Here is a 20,126-nt window from a genome sequence, read left to right as displayed (position 1 = left end):
TTCAACTACAATGAGGTGCTGATTAGGAACACAGCAGCCAAAGAGATAATTGCATAAAGTTCAGGGAATACAGCAAGGATAAGGGTATTTACAAACACCTTGTGCCCATTACCGATGGCGGTAATACCGTTAGCACAAACCTGTCCCTGGCGAATTGCTGAGAAAAGCCCCACAAATCCCATGGCCAGACCTGCACCAAAAATTGCAGCAGCTTGAGCCCAAGTAATTTCAGGAACAAGGAAATTTTTAAGCATAAAGTAACCGGTAAAACCGTAAAGTCCTTGGGTACCAGCAAGTGCACTAAGAACAAGGAAGTTACCAAATGCACCGGGTTCCTTTTTCAAAGCTCCAACCGATGCGTTACCAGCAATGGTAACACCATAAGCACTTCCAACACCGGAAAGGATAATCATTATCCCAATTCCTAAGTAAGCAAAAATGATTGGTTCCATAGTTTAAAATTTATTAGGTTATTTAAATTATAAATCGATTTCAAACTTATTGGGCTTCAGCCGTATTCTTTCGGAAAGGATTGTACCCTCTACCTCCGCCTGTAAAGCCAGCATTTTTGTAAAACTCAACAAATGTCAAACGCATAGGATGTACAAGAGAACCTAACGCAGACATGAAAATATTAATGGAATGGCCAATAAGCAATATCAGAATAATAACAATATGCTTAAGCACCGGAGTATCGGGGGCCATACCAAAGGCAAGGCTATTAAACACACTTCCTAGGATACCACTACTCAGACCAAGGGCAAAGAGACGAATGTATGACAAGGTATCGCCTAAAAGACCAGTAGCCATGTTGTAAGTATCCCAAAGGCCTAATCCAAAGTTGAATAGTGGGTTTTTGCCAGGTGAGTTAAAAAACATTATTCCAACGCCCGCAACACCAACAATAACCATATGGATTGGGCTGAAAAGCTTCAATGAACTTTCGGGGTTTTGTCCTAAAAGGTAAAAAATAGCCATGCTGAGGATTAATACAACCCAACTAATAGTAGAAATGGCATGCTTCCATGAAAACTGTACCCAAAGGTTAGCGGCTTTAACGCACATGCCAAAAACAATCTGCACAAGCCCAAGTATAAGGGATAACTTAAACATCTTATCCTGGTCAAAGAAGTAGGATTTAAAGCTCTCCAAAGCAGGAATATCCAGCTCAACCAAACTAGCGCCAAACACAGTACCGGTTAGTGCTCCAAACAACACAGTAGATATTCCAAGAATCTGAATTAAAGAAAGTAAAGGTTTAAGTTCTGGTTTTGCCTTAAACTTATAGATTGTGGCACCTAAGACAAAAATTAAACCGTAACCCGCATCGCCAAAGCAGAACCCAAAGAAGAGCATGAAGAATGGTGCAAAGAATGGGGTTAAGTCCAATTCTGCATAGGTTGGGAAGGCAAAAAGTTTACTAATGGGCTCAAACAGCTTTGCGAATTTACTGTTTCGAAGTAGAATAGGCGCGTTATCGTTCTTATCGGCCTTAGACGAAATATAGATAATACTTTCGGCATCAAGAACCTCTTTTACCTTTTCATTCAAATCCTCTGGCACCCATCCCTCAAGTACCATTATGGTATTTCCGGCTTCGGCCGTTGCGCTTGACTTAACCATCTTAAAATCGAGATGATTGGTAAGTTCAATCTGCTCTTTTTTAAGTAAATCGATGTAAAGAGCTAGAAAATCTAGTTCAGTATTAATTTCATCGATACGTTTATGGTAGCGATGGATTTCTTCATCTTTTTGTTTAACTGAGAACTGCGGTGTTCGAACCTCCTGAACATCGGGCGAAATAGCCTCGCCTGTGTAATTAACCATTACAAAGTAGTATAGTCCATTGGTGTGGTTAACTATTTCAATAGGATACTCATTTACCCAGTCCTCATTAAAAACTTTCTCGGGTGCAATGAAAAATCGAATTGAAATACCTTTTTCGGCAAGGCTGTTAAGCAATTTCAAGTCAAAATTACCCCACGGTTCAACCTCTGCCAATTCCTTTTGGGCTTTTTTAATAGCATTTTCAAATTGCTCCCGTTCACGTTGAAGCAACTCAACACGCGAAACAATTTCATCGGCTGAAAGGCTGAGTGTGATTTTTTCGTCAGGGGCTTTACGGCCTTCAAGGAACTTTATAGCAGTAGCTATCCTATTGATTCGGGCCAGAATCTCCTTTTCATCCTCGTCAACGTTTCGGTTTTCCATGGAAATATCAACCACGCCCAAATCCTGAAGTTTAAGCAGGAAATCGTCGAAATCGCGGTGATAAACCAGGAAGTTGTACTTATACATTGGTGTTATCATGACTCAACCTCCACGTTTTCGTATCGTTTCTTCACTATCTTCATAGCCGACTTCGAAAGGTTTTCCTCATCCTCGAGGAATCGCTTAATCTTCCGAATGGCGTTCTCATAGCCGGGAATTTGAACCTTTTCGTAAAGGTTTACCTTTTGTGTAGTTTTCTTACGCGCATGGTCAAGGAGCCGCATTTTTTCGTGGTAGAAATCACGTTCAATACCAATTTCGGCTAACTCCTTTAGAATTTTTACTCCATCGGTGTACCAGTAAGGGCGCGCAAAAACGCTATACTCTTTAACACTAAAAATTACCTCTTGTAGAACAGGTATTTTTACCCCGGCAATTTTGATAGTTCCAAGCCTAACATCGTCAATCTGAATCAGGTTACGCTCAAACTCTCCCCAAAGGCTAACCATATACTCATAATCCTTGATACGTTTAGCCAGATGTTCCTCGAGTTCCTGCATCCTATTCTTAGCGCGCTTAACCTCCATACGCAAAGCCGACTCCTTGTTTTTCAGGGTAGGCAAAGCTCTTTGGCGGATTTTAAGCTGCTTATTGAGCTCGTTAAGCGATGTTTTATTGAACTGAAACTTAATTGCCATGTTTTTAGCACATTATTAGTTTGCAGGCCAGTATTTCTCAACCAGCTCGTTCTTAATTGCCACTTCGGTTTTAGAGAAATACTTGGCAAAGAGCTGCCATGCAGTATTGAGCATGGTATCTACCTCTACATTAACATCAATTGCCAGCAACTTTTCGGAATAGTCGTGGGCAAACTTAAGGGCACGCTCATCGTATTCAGTAAGGTCGAAGCCGTTTTCCAGCTTGGTTTTTGCATTTGCAGCATCGGCATACAGACGAACTGCAGCGTTCATAACCTGAGGATGATCCTCGCGGGTTTTCTTACCAATTACAAGCTGTTTCAAACGCGAGAGGCTTCGGAACGGGTCAACGATAACCTTACCGGTATCGCTATCGGTACGGAGGAAGAGCTGTCCCTCGGTGATGTAACCAGTGTTATCGGGGATAGCATGTGTAATATCGCCACCCGATAGTGTGGTTACTGCAATAATGGTGATTGAACCACCATCGGGGAACTGAACGGCTTTCTCGTATATCTTTGCTAGGTCGGAATAAAGCGATCCTGGCATGGAGTCCTTTGAAGGGATTTGATCCATACGGTTCGATACAATACTCAACGCATCGGCGTAGAGGGTCATATCGGTTAGAAGAACAAGCACCTTTTCTTTTTTCTCAACCGCAAAGTACTCGGCTGCGGTTAATGCCATGTCGGGTACAAGCAAGCGTTCAACAGGGGGCTGCTCAGTAGTATTAACAAAGCTAATGATACGGTCGAGAGCACCAGCATTTTCGAAAACATTCTTGAAGAAAAGGAAGTCGTCGTTTGAGAGTCCCATGCCACCAAGAATGATTTTATCGGCCTGAGCCCGGAGTGCTACCATAGCCATAACCTGGTTAAAAGGCTGGTCGGGGTCAGCAAAGAAAGGTATCTTTTGACCGGTAACAAGGGTATTGTTTAGGTCGATACCTGCAATACCAGTAGCAATGAGCTCCGAGGGTTGTTTACGGCGAAGCGGGTTAACCGAAGGGCCACCAATCTCACGAGGTTCACCCTCGATCTCCGAATCGCCAAACATGGGACGGCCATAGGCGTCAAAAAAGCGCCCTGCCAAATCGTCGCCTACTTTAAGTTTTGGAGGTTCGCCAAAGAAAACAACCTCGGCATTGGTAGGTATACCCTCAGTGCCGCTAAATACCTGTAGGGTAACCATATCACCCATAATCTTTACAACCTGGGCTAACCGACCATGAACCATAGCTAATTCCTCGTTAGCTACACCTTGGGCCCGAAGCGATACGGTTGCCTTTGTGATACCCGTTAGCTGGGTGTATATTCTCTGAAAAGCTTTAGTTTCCATTACTGTACCCTTCTTTCGTTAAGAATTGTTTCAAGTTCCTTCTCGTAGTTATAGAACTCTTCGGACTGGAACTCAGAGTAGTTCATTTGCTTAAGCGCGTTGATAATGCGTTTGTAATACGATGAGCATTGCTCAAAACCATCGAAATGGAAGTTAGTATCACAAATCTGCATAACCTTTTCAAGCATATAACGCTGACGCTTCAAAGGCGTATTACAGTCAATTTTATCGAAAGCATCCTGTTGCAATACAACAAAGTCAATGATCTCGGCCTTCCAATAACGATCGTGATAGTCGAGAGGAACACCATCGTCGCCAAGGATGTTGATTTGTTCAAAGGCTTCCCTACCTCGCTGTATGATATTCTTTGCCTTCATTACCATATCAACCCAGGTTTCGTTGACATTCTTATTCAGGAATTCCTGGATTTCAGGGTATTCAAGATACTTAGAGTAACTATCCATTGGGTCAATGGCTGGATAACGTTTACTATCGGCGCGTTGCTGCGAGAGTGCATAGAAACAGCGGGCAGCCTTTTTGGTTGATTCGGTAACAGGCTCCTTAAGGTTACCCCCAGCGGGCGAAACGGTACCGATGAAAGTAACTGAACCAGTGCTGCCATTATTGAGGTAAACGAAACCAGCACGGGCGTAAAAGTTGGCAATAACAGCCGGAAGGTCCATTGGGAAAGCATCGGGGCCAGGAAGTTCCTCAAGACGGTTACTCATTTCACGCAGAGCCTGAGCCCAACGTGAAGTAGAGTCGGCCAAAAGCAGAACCTTTAGGCCCATGGAGCGGTAGTACTCAGCAATAGTCATTGCGGTGTAAACCGATGCCTCACGGGCTGCTACCGGCATGTTAGATGTATTACAAATTATGGTAGTACGTTCCATTAGCTTACGGCCTGTACGTGGGTCATCGAGGTGAGGAAACTCAGTAAAAATCTCAACCACCTCATTGGCACGCTCACCGCAGGCTGCCATAATAATCATATCGGCATTGGCCTGTTTAGCCAAGGCGTGCTGTAGCACAGTTTTTCCGCAACCAAATGGCCCCGGAATAAATCCAGTACCACCCTCGGCAATGGGGTTAAGGGTATCAATAACCCTAACTCCCGTTTCAAGGATTTTGAATGGACGGGGTTTTTCCTTGTAGGCCGTGATAGCCTTTTTTACGGGCCACTTTTGGTACATGGTCACCTTATGCTCTTCACCCTTTGAATCAACCAGAACTGCAATGGTATCGGATACTTTATACTTACCAGCAGGAACAATTGATTTTAGGGTGTATTTGTCAGTAAAGGTGAAAGGCACCATGATTTTGTGCTTAACCCAGTTTTCGGGAACCTCGCCAAGCCAGTCGGCGGCGCTTACCTGAGCACCGGGCTCAACAAGGGGAGTAAAATCCCATTCCGAGTCAAAATCGAGGGCGTCAGTATAGTCGCCTCGCTGAAGGAAAATGCCCTTCATTTTATCTAAGTCGTGCTGAAGCCCATCGTAGTTTTTGGAGAGGAGGCCAGGTCCAAGAGTAACTTCGAGCATGTGCCCCTGGAACTCAACAGGAGTTCCTACTCTAAGGCCGCGAGTGCTCTCGAACACCTGCACGTAAGCCAGTTTCCCAATAACCTTGATAACCTCGGCCATAAGCTTTGTGCCAGCGAGATTGATATAGCAAATCTCGTTCTGGGCAACCGGGCCATCGACTTCAACAACCACAAGGTTCGAAATTATTCCGGTTACTTTTCCTTGAGTTTTCATTATGTTAATTGTTAATTAATAATCGCTTTAAAATTTCTCGGAGAGGTTGTAGGATGACTTGAGATCATCGAAAAGCTTCTTGAATAGTTCCTCACCGGTCTTGGCATCGAGCTTTAGCCAACGATGGACAATACCGGCACGAACAAAGAAACCAAGTATAAAGTTGATATTAAAGTAGTCCCAGGTAGTAAACTCAACTGACATGTCCCACTTAATAAGGTCAAGCTTACGCTCACGCTCCAAAACATCAGTGATATCGGTAGCCTGGATCAGCCTATCGATATAGTCGACTTCGCGCTTTAGGCCAAAATCAGCGGCCTGGCTTTTAACCAGAACCTCAGTAAGCCAGTTATTACCAACCAGTTGGGTGGCAGGATCGACCCCAAGCCTGCGACAGTTAAGCGCGGTAAGCACATTGTTAAAATCGCGATTGAAGCTGAACCAGTACCTTATAAAATCGTTGTTTTGGCTAAGGGCAAGGTTGTAAAAAGATTCGAGGAACCTAATCTCAGGAAGTTTTTCAACCTCAAAAATATCCCTTGGCTGCTCATCCTGGTCAACCGCATCATCGGCAGAGCGCTGTTTGCCTGTAAAGCGGTAGTAAAAATCCTGCATGTATTGTGGGAGCTGATGAATATTCTCATCGAGCTCATCAAAAACAAATTTCTCGTAAGAGCCCAAGTCGTTGAACTCAAGTCCACGGTTGAGCAGCTTATTGAGAAAGTTGTCGTTATCGTAGGGCAAGTGCAGGAACTCTACCAGGCGGTAATCGGAAGAGGAAATCTGTTCCTTAACTTCCTGTTTCAAAGCGTTTACGCTGAAGTCCTTTCGGTCCTGATCTATAATCAGTTCCGGAAGGCCAGCCACCAGGTAGTAGTAGTTTCGCATCATTCTACTTACCTCCAAAAAGCATTGCAACTATTTTTGGACGCATGAAGTCCTTAAAGAGGTTCTCAAAATCCGTTTCGGTAAAGCTAACCACGTAGCTACCATCCTTTGGACCGATGCGGAAACCATACTTTATAGCCCTATCAACCTGAATTTCGACCTCCTTGTTGAGCAATGCATGGGTTTTGGTGGTGAAATGGTCGGTAATAGTTTTAGCCATTTCTTCGGGAACAAGTACACGCAGGCTAACGCTCTCAGCTGAGTTAGGTTCCCAACGGTTAATAGCAGTTTCAATTACCTTTTTCACAAAATCGGCATCCTTTAGGGCGTCAACCAATGGGGCTTCGTAAAGTTTGGTTTCAATTAAGGAAACTATTTGCTGTTTGACCCCACTGATAACCTGCTTGGCGGAAAGAGCAACCTCTGTATCGATATTTTTGCGGTAATCGTCGGCCTCCTTGCGGGCAGCGGCTATAATTCTTTCGGCCTCAGCTTTCGCATCGGCCACTATACGTGCTGCCTCATCCTTAGCCTTGGTCACAAGCTGATTAGCTTCAGCCTGTCCCTTTTCCAGACCTTCGCGATATATCTTCTCGGTTAACTCTTGAAGCTTATTCTGCATAGCTTATTCCTCCTGTATTATCTGTTTTTTAGGGTTTTCGGTGATTATGTTGGTTCAAATTACTGCAACCTGTTACGGCAAAAATAATGTTTAGGTTATAGGCAAAAATATGACAATTGTTATGATTTTACCTAAAAATTAGCAATCAATTCAATGTTTTTATAGCGCATTAACCTAATAATCAATAAAATAATCATAAGCGAAATAAATGTTATTAATATAACATTAAAATATTTTAACTTTTTGCAATCGTTAGCATGTTAACAACTTATTTTATCCAGCGCATTTTTTAACACATTGATTAAGCTCTCAGGGGGTTCAATGCCAATTGACAACCTAACCATTCCAGGGAAAGGATACCTGTCGCCCCACACAGGTTCCACGGGCATCAGTATCGTGTCAGCATCTCCAAGGGTTGGAATGAGATGAATATTGTGCGAAACCAACTGGATAAAAGTGTTGCAATTCTCTTGTTTATTGGTAAAGGAATTGCCTTTAATGTCAAAGGTCACAATTCCACCATACCCTTTGCTAAATATTTTGCTTGCAATGTTGTTTGTTGGATGATAGGCCATTGAGGGGTAGAGAACTTTTTCCACCGCAGGGTGCTTTGAAAGAAACTCTGCGATACGCTGTGCATTCGAAAAATGCTGTGAAATACGTAAGTGAAACGATTTCAGGTAATCGCTAAGCCGATAGGCATCGTCAGGGGAAATCATATGGCCAACCAGCTTGCGGTACTCAATTGCTTGTTTAAGCAAATCGATATCGTTACCACAAACCACACCCGCTGAGAGGTTGCCGTGCCCTGCCAGGTATTTGGTTGCACTATGGATAATCAAATCGGCACCAAAATCTAATGGTTTTAGGATGTATGGTGTTGCAAATGTGTTATCGACAATAACTTTTGCCCCAAATCGCTTTGAAATCTTAACTATTTCAGGCACATCGGCAACAATGAGCATGGGGTTTGAAATAGCTTCAAGAAACACTATATCAGGCTTTTGCTCTTCCATCAACCTTTCAAACTGGCTGAGCGAGTATGAATCGTTGGTTGGTGTAAACCTAACAATATTGAATCCGCGACGCGCAACTAAAACCTTATCGATAAAGGTATTAGTACCCCCGTAAATTTCAGAGAAGAACAGCCACTTCACCGGTTGAGCATTTACCTGAAAAATGGAAAGGGCAATATCAATTGCCGCTAATCCTGATTGAGCCAGGAGAGCCCAAGCAGAACCCTCGATTTTGGCAAGTTCCTGTTCAGCTTGAACAACGGTGGGATTACGGTAGCGGGAGTAGATATATAGGTCTGGGTCAGCAGGGTGGTTTACCTCATCGGCAAAAGCCTTTTTCATGGTTGGGATGTCCTTAAGCCAGAATCCTGAATCCCTGTAAATGGGTGTACGTAAAGAATTTACCTTTTTCACCTATCATTTTTTTATTACCATGCAAGATAGTAAAAAATTTGAGCCGCTCGTTTGTTTCTATCATTAAACTCAATCTCCATTAGAATTTAACCCAAGTGCCATGAATTAACAAATTTAACCGGGCTAATTTTAGGGGAATGAATCGGAATGAATCGGAATGAATCGGAATGAATCGGAATGAATCGGAATGAATCGGAATGAGTCGGAATGAGTCGGAATAGACAGAATATGATGGAGTTAGAGGAAGTTAGAGGAAGTTAGAGGAAGTTAGAGGAATAGTAAAAAGCGAAATGTGAAAAATGAATAGTGAGAAGAGAACAGCAAAACCTAAGTACCATGAATTAAAAAAGATTAAAATGGATTGAAAAAAATGGGGATACGTAAACATTTTTAGAGAATATTCACAATTTAATTTTTCTATCGAGGAATCTACTAACAAAATCTAGTCATTCCGATATCTCGGAATGAAAGGTTTTGATAAGTCGGGATTACCCCTATAAGTAAAGCAGAAACAAGATGTTTAAATGTTTTATTGTGTTTCTATTGACTAATCTCGGCTTAAGATTACCTTTGCCTTGTAAAAAAAATCACTTCAATGAATACCGATTTATTAGGCTGGCCAAATGGTGTAGACTTTGCCATAACAATTTGCGATACAGAAGGGACTATTCTTTACATGAACGAAAAATCGCAAAAGGTTTTTGAACGCTGGGGTGGAAATGAACTTATTGGAAAAAATCTTTTTGACTGCCATTCCGACAATTCAGTAAGAATAATCAAAGAGCTTATGGCCACAGGAAAATCAAACACATATACGATTGAAAAGAATGGAGTTAAAAAATTAATACACCAAACTCCCTGGTACAGCAACGGTAGAGTGGCAGGAATGGTAGAAATTTCAATTGAAACACCGGAAGGAATGCCTCATAGGGTAAGGTAATCTACTTCCCCTTACGCCAACGCTCAAAAATGGATATTTTTGGCTGAGCTGTTGCCTGAAAAATTCCCTTATTTACCTTTCTTATATCCTCTACCACATAGAAAAGGTTTGGGTTAAAGTTTAAAAGAAGATTCTGAACCTCAGGGAGATTCTTCCGGTTAATTACGGAGTAAATAATACTTACCTCACCCTGTGCGCCCTGAGCCTGAAAGGATGTTGCACCAAATCCGCTGGCATTGAGGATCTGAACAAGATCGGCTCCATTATCGGTTGAAAACACCCTGACCAATACCTTTCCAAAAGCCAATCGCTCCTCCACCAGCATGCCAATATAGTTGCCCGTAGCAAAACCAGCGGCATAACCAAAGTAACAGGCAAAATTGTTGAGGTTCTTCATGATTTGGCTTATGGCGACAATCCAGATAAACACCTCAAAAAAACCTAAAATGGGAGCAATGCGGCGTTGACCCTTTGAAACGTAAATAATACGCAATGTCCCTATGGTTACATCGCATATTCGAGCAAAAAAGATGAGCAATGGCAAAACACCATACAGATATAAATCGGATTGAAGAAAGTCGGGAGCCATTTGAAAATATTACTATTGCACTGCAAATTTACGCAAATAAAATATTACCATAAAATTTCTAAATTTAGGCTCTAAAACCATGAATGCGATGTGGAAATATCTTGTTTTTCTGGCAGGAATACTAGTAACCCATGATTTGGCTATAAGCCAAACAAAAATTCGGCAAAGTCCTATCGACAGCAAGGATTTGATGAACACCGTTAAATTCCTATCGTCAGAGCGATTTAAAGGGCGGCTGCCTGGTTCGGTAGAATACGAGCAGGCCTCACGTTACGTTGCTACAAGGTTTAAAAATGCCGGTTTAAATCCATTGTTGGGGAACACCATGCTACAGGAGTTTGATGAAGAAGTTAACTACATACTGGATGCAAGGGTATTTCTATTAGATCAGAACAATCGCCCTACACAGCCCATGTATTTAGGAGAGGATTTTGTATGTAGAGGATTTACCGGTTCAGGGGAAGTACGAGGTGAAACTGTTTTTGCCGGATTTGGTATAAAAACTGATGAATACAACGATTACCGGAGTATTGATGTCCGCAATAAAATTGTTATAGTATTCAAATCGACCCCACCCTGGCAAGCCAGTTCCGGTAGTTGGGGCGATGTATCGCCACGGGGAAAGGCTAGAATAGCAAAAGAATTAGGTGCTAAAGCCATAATCTTTATCGGTGAACCCCACATGACACCAAATACCATGGTATATGGGAGCATAGCCTGTGGCCCTAAGCCACATCTAACTGATTTCCCAATGATACATGCCGGCAGTAGGTTTACCGATAGCCTTTTTAGCAAGTTACCCTACAAACCCGCCGATTACTATGAAATGATAAAACGCGACAAAGCCCCCCACTCCGTTGAAACCGATAAATCAATCTACATCAACGTACGTGCCGTTTACCAGGAAGCAAAAAAGACTTTTAATGTTGTGGGTTATATTGAAGGTTCTGACCCTAAGCTTAAGCATGAATATATTATCCTGGGAGCGCACCTTGACCATGTTGGCTACCAGGGCGATAAGCTTTACTTTCCTGGGGCAAATGATAATGCATCGGGCGTTGCCGGGCTGATTGCAATTGCCGAAGCAATAAACAAATCAACTACGAAGCCCCTCCGTTCAGTTGTTTTTTTGGCCTTTTCGTCAGAAGAATCCGGCTTAAAAGGATCGAAATATTTTGTTGCAAATATGCCCTTTAATGCCGGTAAGGTGGTAGCCATGCTAAACTTTGACTGTATTGGGCAAGGCGATAGCATTGCCATTGGTGGCAGGTTGAGCTATCCGAAGCTTTGGAAAAAAGCCAAAAAGATAGATAAAAGAAACACCAAACTACTAAGCCCCAAAACATTTGGTGGCGGTGGTGCCGATGCCCAACCTTTTTACGAAGCAGGTATTCCTACGCTTTACTTCAACACCAGTGGTGGATATAAGTATCTGCATCAAGCTACTGATAAGCCAGAAACCCTTAACCCTGAAGTTTTTGAAAAGGTTGTGGATTTAGGGTACCTAACCACTATGGAGCTTGCCAATAAAAATTATAAACGAGAGAAGGACAGACAAAAGAAAAAGGCCTCGTAAGTGAGGCCTTTTTTACTTAATTCCCTTCAATCCATTTAATTACCTTTTCGCTGTTTGGTTTTTCCTTTGGTGGTATCACATCGACAAGTTTGCCATTTTCGTCTATCAGGTATTTCTGGAAATTCCATTTAACCTCGCTATCCATTACACCATTCATACTTTTTTGGGTAAGCCACTGGTACAGTGGATGGATGTCGTTCCCCTTAACCGATATTTTTGCCATCATAGGGAAGGATACACTAAAACGAGTAGTGCAAAACTCCTTAATTTCCTGATTGGTTCCAGGTTCCTGCCCCATAAAATTATTGGCCGGAAATCCAATAATTACAAAGTTTTTATCCTTGTATTTATCATAAAGCGCTTGTAAATCCTCGTACTGTGGTGTAAACCCACATTTTGATGCAGTATTAACAACCATTACCTTTTTTCCCTTCAGCTTTGAGAGAGGAAACTCGTTGCCATCGATATCGGTTACCACAAAACTATGGAAACTTACATTTTGTGCATTTGTGGTGCTAAGTGTTGTAGCTAACAGAATTATCATACCTAAAATTTTCATAACGTTTACTTTTTAGTTGTAAAAGGTAAACACTAAATGGAACGAAATGTTTTAATGAAAACCGAAAAAGGAAAAGAAATGTAAAATTCCAAGCGATTTTAGTAACCATCAACCCTGATAGAATAAGGTTGATAATAAGTTCTAAGGTTTTGCAAAACTTTTTTCAGAGCACCCCAAAGAGCGCGCTAATAATTAAAACAGACAACTACCTTTTCCTTACCCATTGACAGAATTATATTCTTTCAAATGCTGATTTGGGTAACCATCCCTTGTTGCCGTCGGCAATTCGAATCTCGCACCACTCGCCAACACTGCGTAAGGTCTCGACCTTTGTTCCTGCGTGGAGTATGAAAAGGTCATTTGAACTCTCCGAAGGAGAACTTTTTACCGAAACGGCGGAGGAAGTTACAATAGCGTGGTTGGAATTTACAATTCTATTTTTTTGCGAAACACTAAAAGCAAGTGACACAATGAAAATAAAAGCAGAAAACCATGAAATGATAAAAGCGTATTTCTTTATTAAATATTTACCAGAGAACTGAAAAATCATAAATAAAATCAGTGCAATTATAAATGATGAAATAGCAAGAAAAGCCCAAGTGTTAGAGCTAAATAGGTTGGAAATGGACTTTACCCACTTAACCACGAAAAAATCAGGGATAGCCTCAATCTTGTCAGTAGTGTAGGCACGGGCTAGTTCGAGGTTAAAAGCGATATCGTCATCGCCAGGGTTTAGCAGATAAGCCCTCTCGAAATTGAGAATGGCGTGTGCTATATCGTTTTGCTTGAAATAGGCATTCCCAAGGTTGAAGTAAAGTTCAGCACTTACCTTTCCGTTTGCTACAATAGCCTCATAATGGGTAACAGCTTCGGAATATTTCCCCTCAGTATAGTATTTATTAGCCAGTGCGAAAAGTGAATCGGGATTTTGCATGGTTACCTTCCCAAACAGGCTAACAGGAACTATCACTAATGATATGTATAGAATGCGTTTCATTTCCTGAAAGTTTTAATATCAAATTTACTTACGTTTTAGAGTATCTTCCAGATCCTCAATTAGCGAAAATGTTTTCTCGTAAATATCAGTCATTTGCGAATGCTCTGCCATTGGGGCAAAACGTGCATATTCGCAAGTCTCAACTATGTAACGGAAAGTAGAAATTCTGTCGGCATCAACACCCTGTTGGGTTAGCTTCTCCGATGTATTATCGAGGCTTAGCGATGCCAAAGGAATATTGAGCTTATCGGACACATACCCCCAAATAGCTTTATGGATCTCCTCAAAGAACTGGGCATTATTGTTCTGCTCAAGTAGTTGCGACGCCATTTTGAGTCGCTTCTGGGCTACCTTGCTTGCCCTCCGGGTTCTAACAAAGGCTACATCTTGCATTCGCTGACGGTAGCGACGGAATAGATACGAAAATGTGATGAATAATGCAATTAATAATATGTATAGAAGTTGATAGTAACCCGACGTAACCCAAAAGGCAGCTTTTGATTTGAAAGCAGAGCTTGATGTTTTAATAAAGCGAATATCTTTCCCGATAAACTTGATATCTTCCTTGCCAAAACTTGCAACCATAACATTGCCAGTGCTTGACGAATCGGCACTTACGGCAACAGAAATAGTTGATGTTTTAAGGGTTATATAAGATTCCTTATCTGGATCAAAATATGAAAACACAACTGGTTCTATGCTGAAATTACCGCCAGCTCTTGGTATGCAAACATACTCGTATGTTTTGCTACCCATTGTATTACCCTCATCAACCGAAATGTTCTCGGAAATTTTCGGGTCAAAAACTTCAAATGTTGAGGGGAAAGTAAGTTTTGGGTTCCCAATTAGCTTAAGGTTTCCTTTCCCTGATATTTTAAGCCTGTAGGTGAAAGCATCGTTAGCTTTAAGGCTATTTTTATCAACCGATGCATCAATTTTGAAGTTACCAACAGCTCCAGTGAAACCTTGTGGCTCAGGCAATGGTAGTTTTTTGATATTTATACTTACCGGTTTACTAACAAGGCGTTTACGGTATGTTTCGAACCCTCCGCCAAAAAACTCGTCGAAAATGGATCGTGGGCCAGATCTAGGCCCCTGGTAAACCACTAGTAACTCAAAGGGATCAATTTCAATTTTATCAGCTTTTTGAGGGAAAAGGAGGTAACGGCGAATTACGCCCGCATTATAAATTTTGCCATTCACATTGGCACGCTCAAAGTTGACATTTGGAGAGCTTTTAATCTCCTGGCTCCAAAAACCATCGAATGCAGGAAATTTTGCATCTTCAAAAGCCAAAATGCTTACCCGGGTATAAATCTTTATTACTGCCTCAATGGGTTCGCCCACGTAGGCTGATTTCCTGGAAAGTTCAATGGTAACAAACAGCTCATCGCCCGGTAGATCATCGGCTTGAGTTTCCCTAACGCTTCGCGATGCTGGCTGGCTGGCTCTGCTTGCTGCACTCCCCGATGATGTTTTTACCACCTCTATTGTAATGGGATTTGAGCGAATACGCTCCTTAACCACAACAGCCTCAGCAGGCTCAATGGTAAATTTCCCCTCCTTGTTTGCAACAAGTATGTATGTGTAGGTATAGGATTGACTCTGGGTAACTTTACCGTTAATCACCTCAATACTAGTGCTACTGGATGTACTAGGACCAGCCAATATATCAAAATCAACAATTGAGGGAGCCTTAAACTCTGATGGTTTAGCATTTAAAGTAAACGATAAGCTGAACTGCTCACCCACTTCAACCAGATTTGGTGCATATGCCTGTAAGGTTACTTCCTGGGACTGTAAGTAACCACTGATGAAAAGCAATAGTATTCCACTTAGGTATCGTTTCATAGGGTTTACCAGTTTTTGATTGAAGCCCCCGAAACCGGCTTGGCTTGTTTTTTATTTAGTTTATCCTGAATGTCCTTTTCGCGTTGCTGTAATGCCTGTAGCATTCGCTCTGCATCCTCTTTAGAAATCTTTGGTTGTTGTTGCTGTTGGTTATTTTTATTCTGGTTATTCTGTTGATTGTCCTGTTTATTGTTGTTATTATCCTTTTTGTCTTGCTTTTGATCGTCTTTCTGATCCTTGTTATCCTTACTATCGTTGCTATTGTTTTGCTGCTGATTGTTGTTCTGGTTCTGCTGGTTCTGCATCATTCTAAGTGCCTCGGAAAGGTTATACTTAGCGTCAATATCGTTAGGATTATACTTGAGGGCCATTTTATAGGCATCGGCGCTTTCCTTAAACTTATTTTGCTTGAAAAGAGAATTCCCTTTATTGTAATAAATCATCGACTTATCAGCATCGGAAAGAGCAGATGTGTTTATACCATTAAAGATTGAATCGGAATCAGAGAATTTGTTTTGCTTGTAGAGGGCATCGCCAAGGTTGAAGTTTGCCTTGAAGGAGTGCTTATTCCTCTCAAGTGCTTCACGGTATTGCACTTCGGACTCCAAATAATCGTTTTTACTATATGCCCTATTACCACGTCGTATTAGCTTATGCTCACTTTGAGCAAAAGTGCTAACCGTGAACCCAGCTAAAAGAATGATAAGTACAATATCTTTCCTCATAGTTCCTCCCTTGTTTTATCGGCACCAAAAAGGTTTACCTTTGATAAAAGCGAAGTTTTACGGTCAAGGATAATTAATTCAGCAAATAAAAGCGCAATGGCAATAGCCAATATATACTGATACTGCTCATTGTACTCGGAGTAAACCTTATCCTTAATTGCTTTACGATCAACCCTTTTAAGTGACTCATATACAGGCAGTAAACCAAACTGTGTATTTGAAGCCCTAACATACTTCCCGCTAGCGGTAACAGCAATTTTTGTTAGGGTTTCCTCATCCAATCGGGTAATAACAACCTTTCCATCGGCATCTTTAAGGAAATCCTGATTATTTCCTAGGGGAATAGGTGCCCCTTCAGGAGAACCAATGCCAATGGTGTAGATAGAAATGCCGTTTTCGGCAGCCATTGCTGCAGCTTCAATAGGATCGTCGATATGGTTTTCGCCATCGGAAATTAAAACTATCACCTTCCCGGTATTTGCATTGGGCGAAAAGGAATTTACCGCCAGCTCGATAGCCCTGCCCATTGCAGTTCCCTGCTTTGGAACCATTCCTGGATTTATTGATGACAAAAAGAGTTTAGCCGATGCATAGTCGTTAGTAACGGGGAGCTGAATGTAGGCATCGCCAGCAAAAACAATCAATCCAATACGGTCATTGCTAAACTTATCGATAAGCTGTGAAATGGCTTGCTTGGCGCGCTCAATGCGATTTGGTTTGATATCCTGTGCTAGCATGCTGTTGGAAACATCAAGGGCAATAATCATCTCCATACCCTTGCGTTTTACCTCAGTAAGTTTTGCACCTACCTGTGGGCCAGCAAGTGCAATAATGATAAAAATGTATGCAGCAGTGGCAATGATAAACTTAATCCAGTAGCGCTTGAACGAATGTCCTGGCATTAATTTTAGGATGGTTTTGTATACGCCAAAACTATTAATCCACTGCTTTTGCTTACGTACGGAATACCAGAATAATCCAATAATTACTGGTATAAGCAGTAAGAGGTAAAGATATTCAGGGTTAGAAAAACGAAACATGGCAATCCTAAAATTAAATTCCTAATAAATAGGTTCTACTTAGAACAAATTCCAGTAAAAGCAAAATAAAAGCTGCCATTAACCAGCCACGATACTTTTCTTCACGCTTAGCATACTCATTGACCTCTATTTTTGATTTTTCCAGCTGGTCAATCTTTTGGTAAACCTGTTCAAGTGCCTTATTGTTTGTTGCTCTGAAGTATTCGCCGCCAGTCATCTGGGCAATACCTTTCAGCAAATCTTCATCAATTTCAACCTGCACGTCCTGGTATCGGGTTCCAAAGGGGGTTTGAACGGGATAAGGAGCCGTTCCATATGTCCCTACCCCAATGGTGTAAACCCTAATACCAAAGGTTTTTGCCATTTCGGCTGCCGTCATTGGCGCTATCTCACCACGGTTATTAACCCCATCGGTGAGGAGGATTATCACCTTACTTTTAGCATCGCTATCCTTTAAGCGGGAAATAGCTGTGGCTAATCCGGAGCCTATAGCTGTGCCATCCTCAAGCACACCAATATCTACAGCTTTAAACTGATTAATCAGAGTTGCTCTGTCAGTAGTTAATGGGCAAAGGGTAAAACTTTCACCTGCAAAAATTACGAGTCCAATGCGGTCGTTAGCTCGGCCACTTATAAAATTAATACCCAAACTCTTTGCTGCCTCAAGCCTATCGGGCTTAAAATCACGGGCGAGCATACTACCCGATACATCGAGCGATAACACAATATCAATACCTTCGGTGGTAACATTCCGTTGGATATTAGTTGATTGTGGCCTGGCCAATGCAATAATTGCCAATGCCAATGCTAACATTCTTAATGCAAATGGAAAATGCCGCAAATATACCTTTACTGACTTGCCAGTATTATCTAGGTGTTTTGCTGTTGAAATTATAAGCGCAGCCCTCGATTTATGTAACCTGTAAATATACCACCCCACTAAAGCTGGAATTAGCAGTAACAGGTATAAAAGCTTTGGGTTTGCATAAACTACTAAAAGCATAACCGGTTAGTTTGAATCACTGGTTAATAAATCGGTATTATCGGCACTCTCAGTCTCATCAGTTGGGTTTTCACCATCATTTGAACTTTCAATAGGTTTAGTGCTGTGTACAAAATTGATTGCAAAGCTCAAAAAGCGACGATTTTCATCGATGGTAGTTACATGCTTAGCAAATTTTACCAGGTCGGAAGTAAAGAGCAACTCGCGAAGGGTTTCAATGTAGGGAGAAAAGTCGAAGTCAAGTCTAGCTATTTCAGAAAGAATCTCGCTTGTAGTTTGCTCAGGAGCATTAATCTGAAAACGTCCTTCCAGGTAATTCCGAAGAATATCGATCAGCTTAGTATAGAACAGTTTGGGATTATCCGAAGCCCACTCCCTATTCTCCTCAAGCAGCATCAACTCCCTAAGAGCAACAACATGAGCGGGTTCTTTTGGCTTAAAGATATTGAGGAATGGCTTATTTTGCTTGCGACTACGCAGGTACATAACAAGCAGAATAATAATTGCAGCTAAGAGTAAGCCTAATCCGGCCCAAGGAGCCACCTCCGAAAATCGGATTGGTTCCTTTATTGGGGGCTTAATATCCTTGATATCCTTAAGGGTGGTGTCGCGCGGAACAAGCTTTACAAATATGCTATTGGTAGTTACCCATGTAGTATCAACACTACCACCATGATTGACCAAAACCGGTAACTTAGAAACACTAACATTTCCGGGAGAAAATGCCGTAACAGGAAGTTTAAAGATGTAGCTACGGGTATTATTTTTAATGGTAGAATCGATAATAGGTTTACCAATAATGTATATCCCCCCGGGTAAAGTATCGGCTAGTATTGGTAAGGATACCGAAAACTTTCCTTTTCCATTAGCCATAATTGCAAACTCCACCCTATCACCAATCAGTATTGTATCGGCTTTTAATGCAGCTTTTATTTCAAGTTGCTCAATCTGAGCATCGACGTTAAGGGTTAGTAGCAAAAAAACTATAAAAACGAACCTTATTAACTTCATTTCGACCTCCTTTTGAAAAGCAACATTAGGGGTTTTACGTAATCCTCGTCGGTTCGCACCGATACCCAATCCACCTTAGCTTTGGTAAAAGTCTGTTTCAGATTTTCAGTAGTGATATTCCACCATTGGCTGTAATGGTTTTGCACCAGTTTGTTTGCTGTGTCAATCCAAATGTCATTACCTGTTTCGGCATCTGTAAAACGGACAAGGCCAACGGATGGAAGTTGAGTTTCGCGATCATCGTAAATCCTTATAGCCACAACATCGTGCTTATTGTTAGCAATGCTAATGGCATCGGTAAACCTTGGTTGGTTATTCTGTTCATTAAAATCAATGAAATCGCTCAGCACAAAAGCAGTGCTGCGCTTTTTTATAGCGTTTGTCAAGAACCTAAGCGCCTCAGCAATATTTGTTTCCTTGCCCGATGGCTCAAAATTCAGCAATTCGCTTATTATTCTGAGTATGTGTTTGCTACCCTTCTGGGGTGGAATAAATTTTTCCACCTTATCGGAAAAGAGAATAACCCCAATTTTATCGTTATTTTGAATGGCCGAAAAGGCAAGAACAGCAGCAACCTCAGCTATTACATGCCTTTTAAAGTGTTGGGTGGAGCCAAAGTTCTGCGAACCGCTAACATCGATGAGAAGCATAACAGTAAGTTCACGCTCCTCCTCAAAAACCTTAACGTAGGGTTGGTTGTAACGAGCAGTAACGTTCCAGTCGATACTGCGAATATCGTCACCTACCCTATACTCGCGAACCTCGCTAAAGGCCATACCGCGCCCCTTAAAAGCGCTATGGTATTGACCGGCAAATATTTGGCGGGTTAATCCCCTTGTTTTAATCTCAATACGTCGAACTTTTTTCAGAAGTTCTGCTGTTTCCACGGCT

19 protein-coding genes are annotated in these 20,126 nt (G+C 41.7%); 2 read left to right on the top strand and 17 right to left on the bottom strand.

Features of this window, described 5'->3' with window-relative positions:
• Positions 1-5: 5 nt before the first annotated feature.
• The 8 genes from WHS63_RS08985 to WHS63_RS08950 all read right to left on the bottom strand — a co-directional run bounded on the left by WHS63_RS08985 (position 6) and on the right by WHS63_RS08950 (position 8,944).
• Positions 6-452 (bottom strand): V-type ATP synthase subunit K, encoded by a 447-nt coding sequence (locus WHS63_RS08985; protein WP_445204814.1) that lies wholly within the window; start codon positions 450-452, stop codon positions 6-8.
• A 46-nt stretch (positions 453-498) separates the two neighbouring features.
• The gene (locus WHS63_RS08980; RefSeq protein ID WP_445204813.1) at positions 499-2,310 is read right to left on the bottom strand and encodes a V-type ATP synthase subunit I; all 1,812 of its coding nucleotides are present in this window, start codon (positions 2,308-2,310) and stop codon (positions 499-501) included.
• Entirely contained in the window at positions 2,307-2,909 is a 603-nt protein-coding gene (locus WHS63_RS08975) for a V-type ATP synthase subunit D (protein ID WP_445199038.1), read from the bottom strand. The genes WHS63_RS08980 and WHS63_RS08975 overlap by 4 nt, the downstream gene beginning before the upstream one ends.
• Positions 2,910-2,924: 15 nt before the next feature.
• Entirely contained in the window at positions 2,925-4,247 is a 1,323-nt protein-coding gene (locus WHS63_RS08970) for a V-type ATP synthase subunit B (RefSeq protein WP_369488495.1), read from the bottom strand.
• The gene (locus tag WHS63_RS08965; RefSeq protein ID WP_445204812.1) at positions 4,247-6,004 is read right to left on the bottom strand and encodes a V-type ATP synthase subunit A; all 1,758 of its coding nucleotides are present in this window, start codon (positions 6,002-6,004) and stop codon (positions 4,247-4,249) included. Before WHS63_RS08965 ends, WHS63_RS08970 begins: the two co-directional genes overlap by 1 nt.
• A 27-nt stretch (positions 6,005-6,031) precedes the next feature.
• Positions 6,032-6,910, bottom strand: a complete 879-nt coding sequence (locus tag WHS63_RS08960) for a DUF2764 family protein (RefSeq protein ID WP_445204811.1) — start codon at positions 6,908-6,910, stop codon at positions 6,032-6,034.
• Positions 6,897-7,514, bottom strand: a complete 618-nt coding sequence (locus tag WHS63_RS08955) for a hypothetical protein (RefSeq protein WP_369488492.1) — start codon at positions 7,512-7,514, stop codon at positions 6,897-6,899. Before WHS63_RS08955 ends, WHS63_RS08960 begins: the two co-directional genes overlap by 14 nt.
• 260 nt (positions 7,515-7,774) lie before the next feature.
• The gene (locus tag WHS63_RS08950; RefSeq protein ID WP_445204810.1) at positions 7,775-8,944 is read right to left on the bottom strand and encodes a trans-sulfuration enzyme family protein; all 1,170 of its coding nucleotides are present in this window, start codon (positions 8,942-8,944) and stop codon (positions 7,775-7,777) included.
• Positions 8,945-9,539: 595 nt separating this feature from the next.
• On the opposite strand from WHS63_RS08950, the gene WHS63_RS08945 reads away from it, so the two are divergent.
• On the top strand, positions 9,540-9,884 hold the full coding sequence (locus WHS63_RS08945; RefSeq protein ID WP_445204809.1) for a PAS domain-containing protein: 345 nt from the start codon (positions 9,540-9,542) through the stop codon (positions 9,882-9,884).
• Between the two features lies 1 nt (position 9,885).
• Here WHS63_RS08945 and WHS63_RS08940 read toward each other — a convergent pair whose 3' ends face one another.
• The gene (locus tag WHS63_RS08940; protein ID WP_445204808.1) at positions 9,886-10,473 is read right to left on the bottom strand and encodes a DUF2179 domain-containing protein; all 588 of its coding nucleotides are present in this window, start codon (positions 10,471-10,473) and stop codon (positions 9,886-9,888) included.
• An 88-nt stretch (positions 10,474-10,561) separates the two neighbouring features.
• On the opposite strand from WHS63_RS08940, the gene WHS63_RS08935 reads away from it, so the two are divergent.
• Positions 10,562-12,049 carry a M20/M25/M40 family metallo-hydrolase gene (locus tag WHS63_RS08935; protein ID WP_445204807.1) on the top strand — a complete coding sequence of 496 codons (1,488 nt, stop codon included), beginning with the start codon at positions 10,562-10,564 and terminating at the stop codon, positions 12,047-12,049.
• A 16-nt stretch (positions 12,050-12,065) separates the two neighbouring features.
• On the opposite strand, the gene WHS63_RS08930 is transcribed toward WHS63_RS08935, so the two are convergent.
• From WHS63_RS08930 to WHS63_RS08895, 8 genes are all read right to left on the bottom strand, one after another.
• Positions 12,066-12,608 (bottom strand): glutathione peroxidase, encoded by a 543-nt coding sequence (locus WHS63_RS08930; RefSeq protein ID WP_445204806.1) that lies wholly within the window; start codon positions 12,606-12,608, stop codon positions 12,066-12,068.
• A gap of 232 nt (positions 12,609-12,840) precedes the next feature.
• Entirely contained in the window at positions 12,841-13,605 is a 765-nt protein-coding gene (locus WHS63_RS08925; protein ID WP_445204805.1) for a tetratricopeptide repeat protein, read from the bottom strand.
• A 24-nt stretch (positions 13,606-13,629) separates the two neighbouring features.
• A complete protein-coding gene (locus WHS63_RS08920; RefSeq protein ID WP_445204804.1) occupies positions 13,630-15,456 on the bottom strand; it encodes a BatD family protein in 1,827 nt (608 codons plus the stop codon).
• Between the two features lie 5 nt (positions 15,457-15,461).
• Positions 15,462-16,181 (bottom strand): tetratricopeptide repeat protein, encoded by a 720-nt coding sequence (locus WHS63_RS08915; protein WP_445204803.1) that lies wholly within the window; start codon positions 16,179-16,181, stop codon positions 15,462-15,464.
• Entirely contained in the window at positions 16,178-17,221 is a 1,044-nt protein-coding gene (locus tag WHS63_RS08910) for a vWA domain-containing protein (protein WP_445204802.1), read from the bottom strand. The genes WHS63_RS08915 and WHS63_RS08910 overlap by 4 nt, the downstream gene beginning before the upstream one ends.
• Before the next feature lie 13 nt (positions 17,222-17,234).
• Positions 17,235-18,224 carry a vWA domain-containing protein gene (locus WHS63_RS08905; RefSeq protein ID WP_445204801.1) on the bottom strand — a complete coding sequence of 330 codons (990 nt, stop codon included), beginning with the start codon at positions 18,222-18,224 and terminating at the stop codon, positions 17,235-17,237.
• Positions 18,225-18,230: 6 nt separating this feature from the next.
• Positions 18,231-19,235 (bottom strand): hypothetical protein, encoded by a 1,005-nt coding sequence (locus tag WHS63_RS08900; RefSeq protein WP_445204800.1) that lies wholly within the window; start codon positions 19,233-19,235, stop codon positions 18,231-18,233.
• Entirely contained in the window at positions 19,232-20,122 is an 891-nt protein-coding gene (locus tag WHS63_RS08895; protein ID WP_445200381.1) for a DUF58 domain-containing protein, read from the bottom strand. Before WHS63_RS08895 ends, WHS63_RS08900 begins: the two co-directional genes overlap by 4 nt.
• Positions 20,123-20,126: the final 4 nt, after the last annotated feature.

This window comes from Tenuifilum sp., assembly GCF_037481895.1.
GTDB lineage: Bacteria > Bacteroidota > Bacteroidia > Bacteroidales > Tenuifilaceae > Tenuifilum > Tenuifilum osseticum.
Note: the sequence above shows the minus strand (reverse complement) of the source record. Positions and strands in the feature narration are given on the sequence as shown.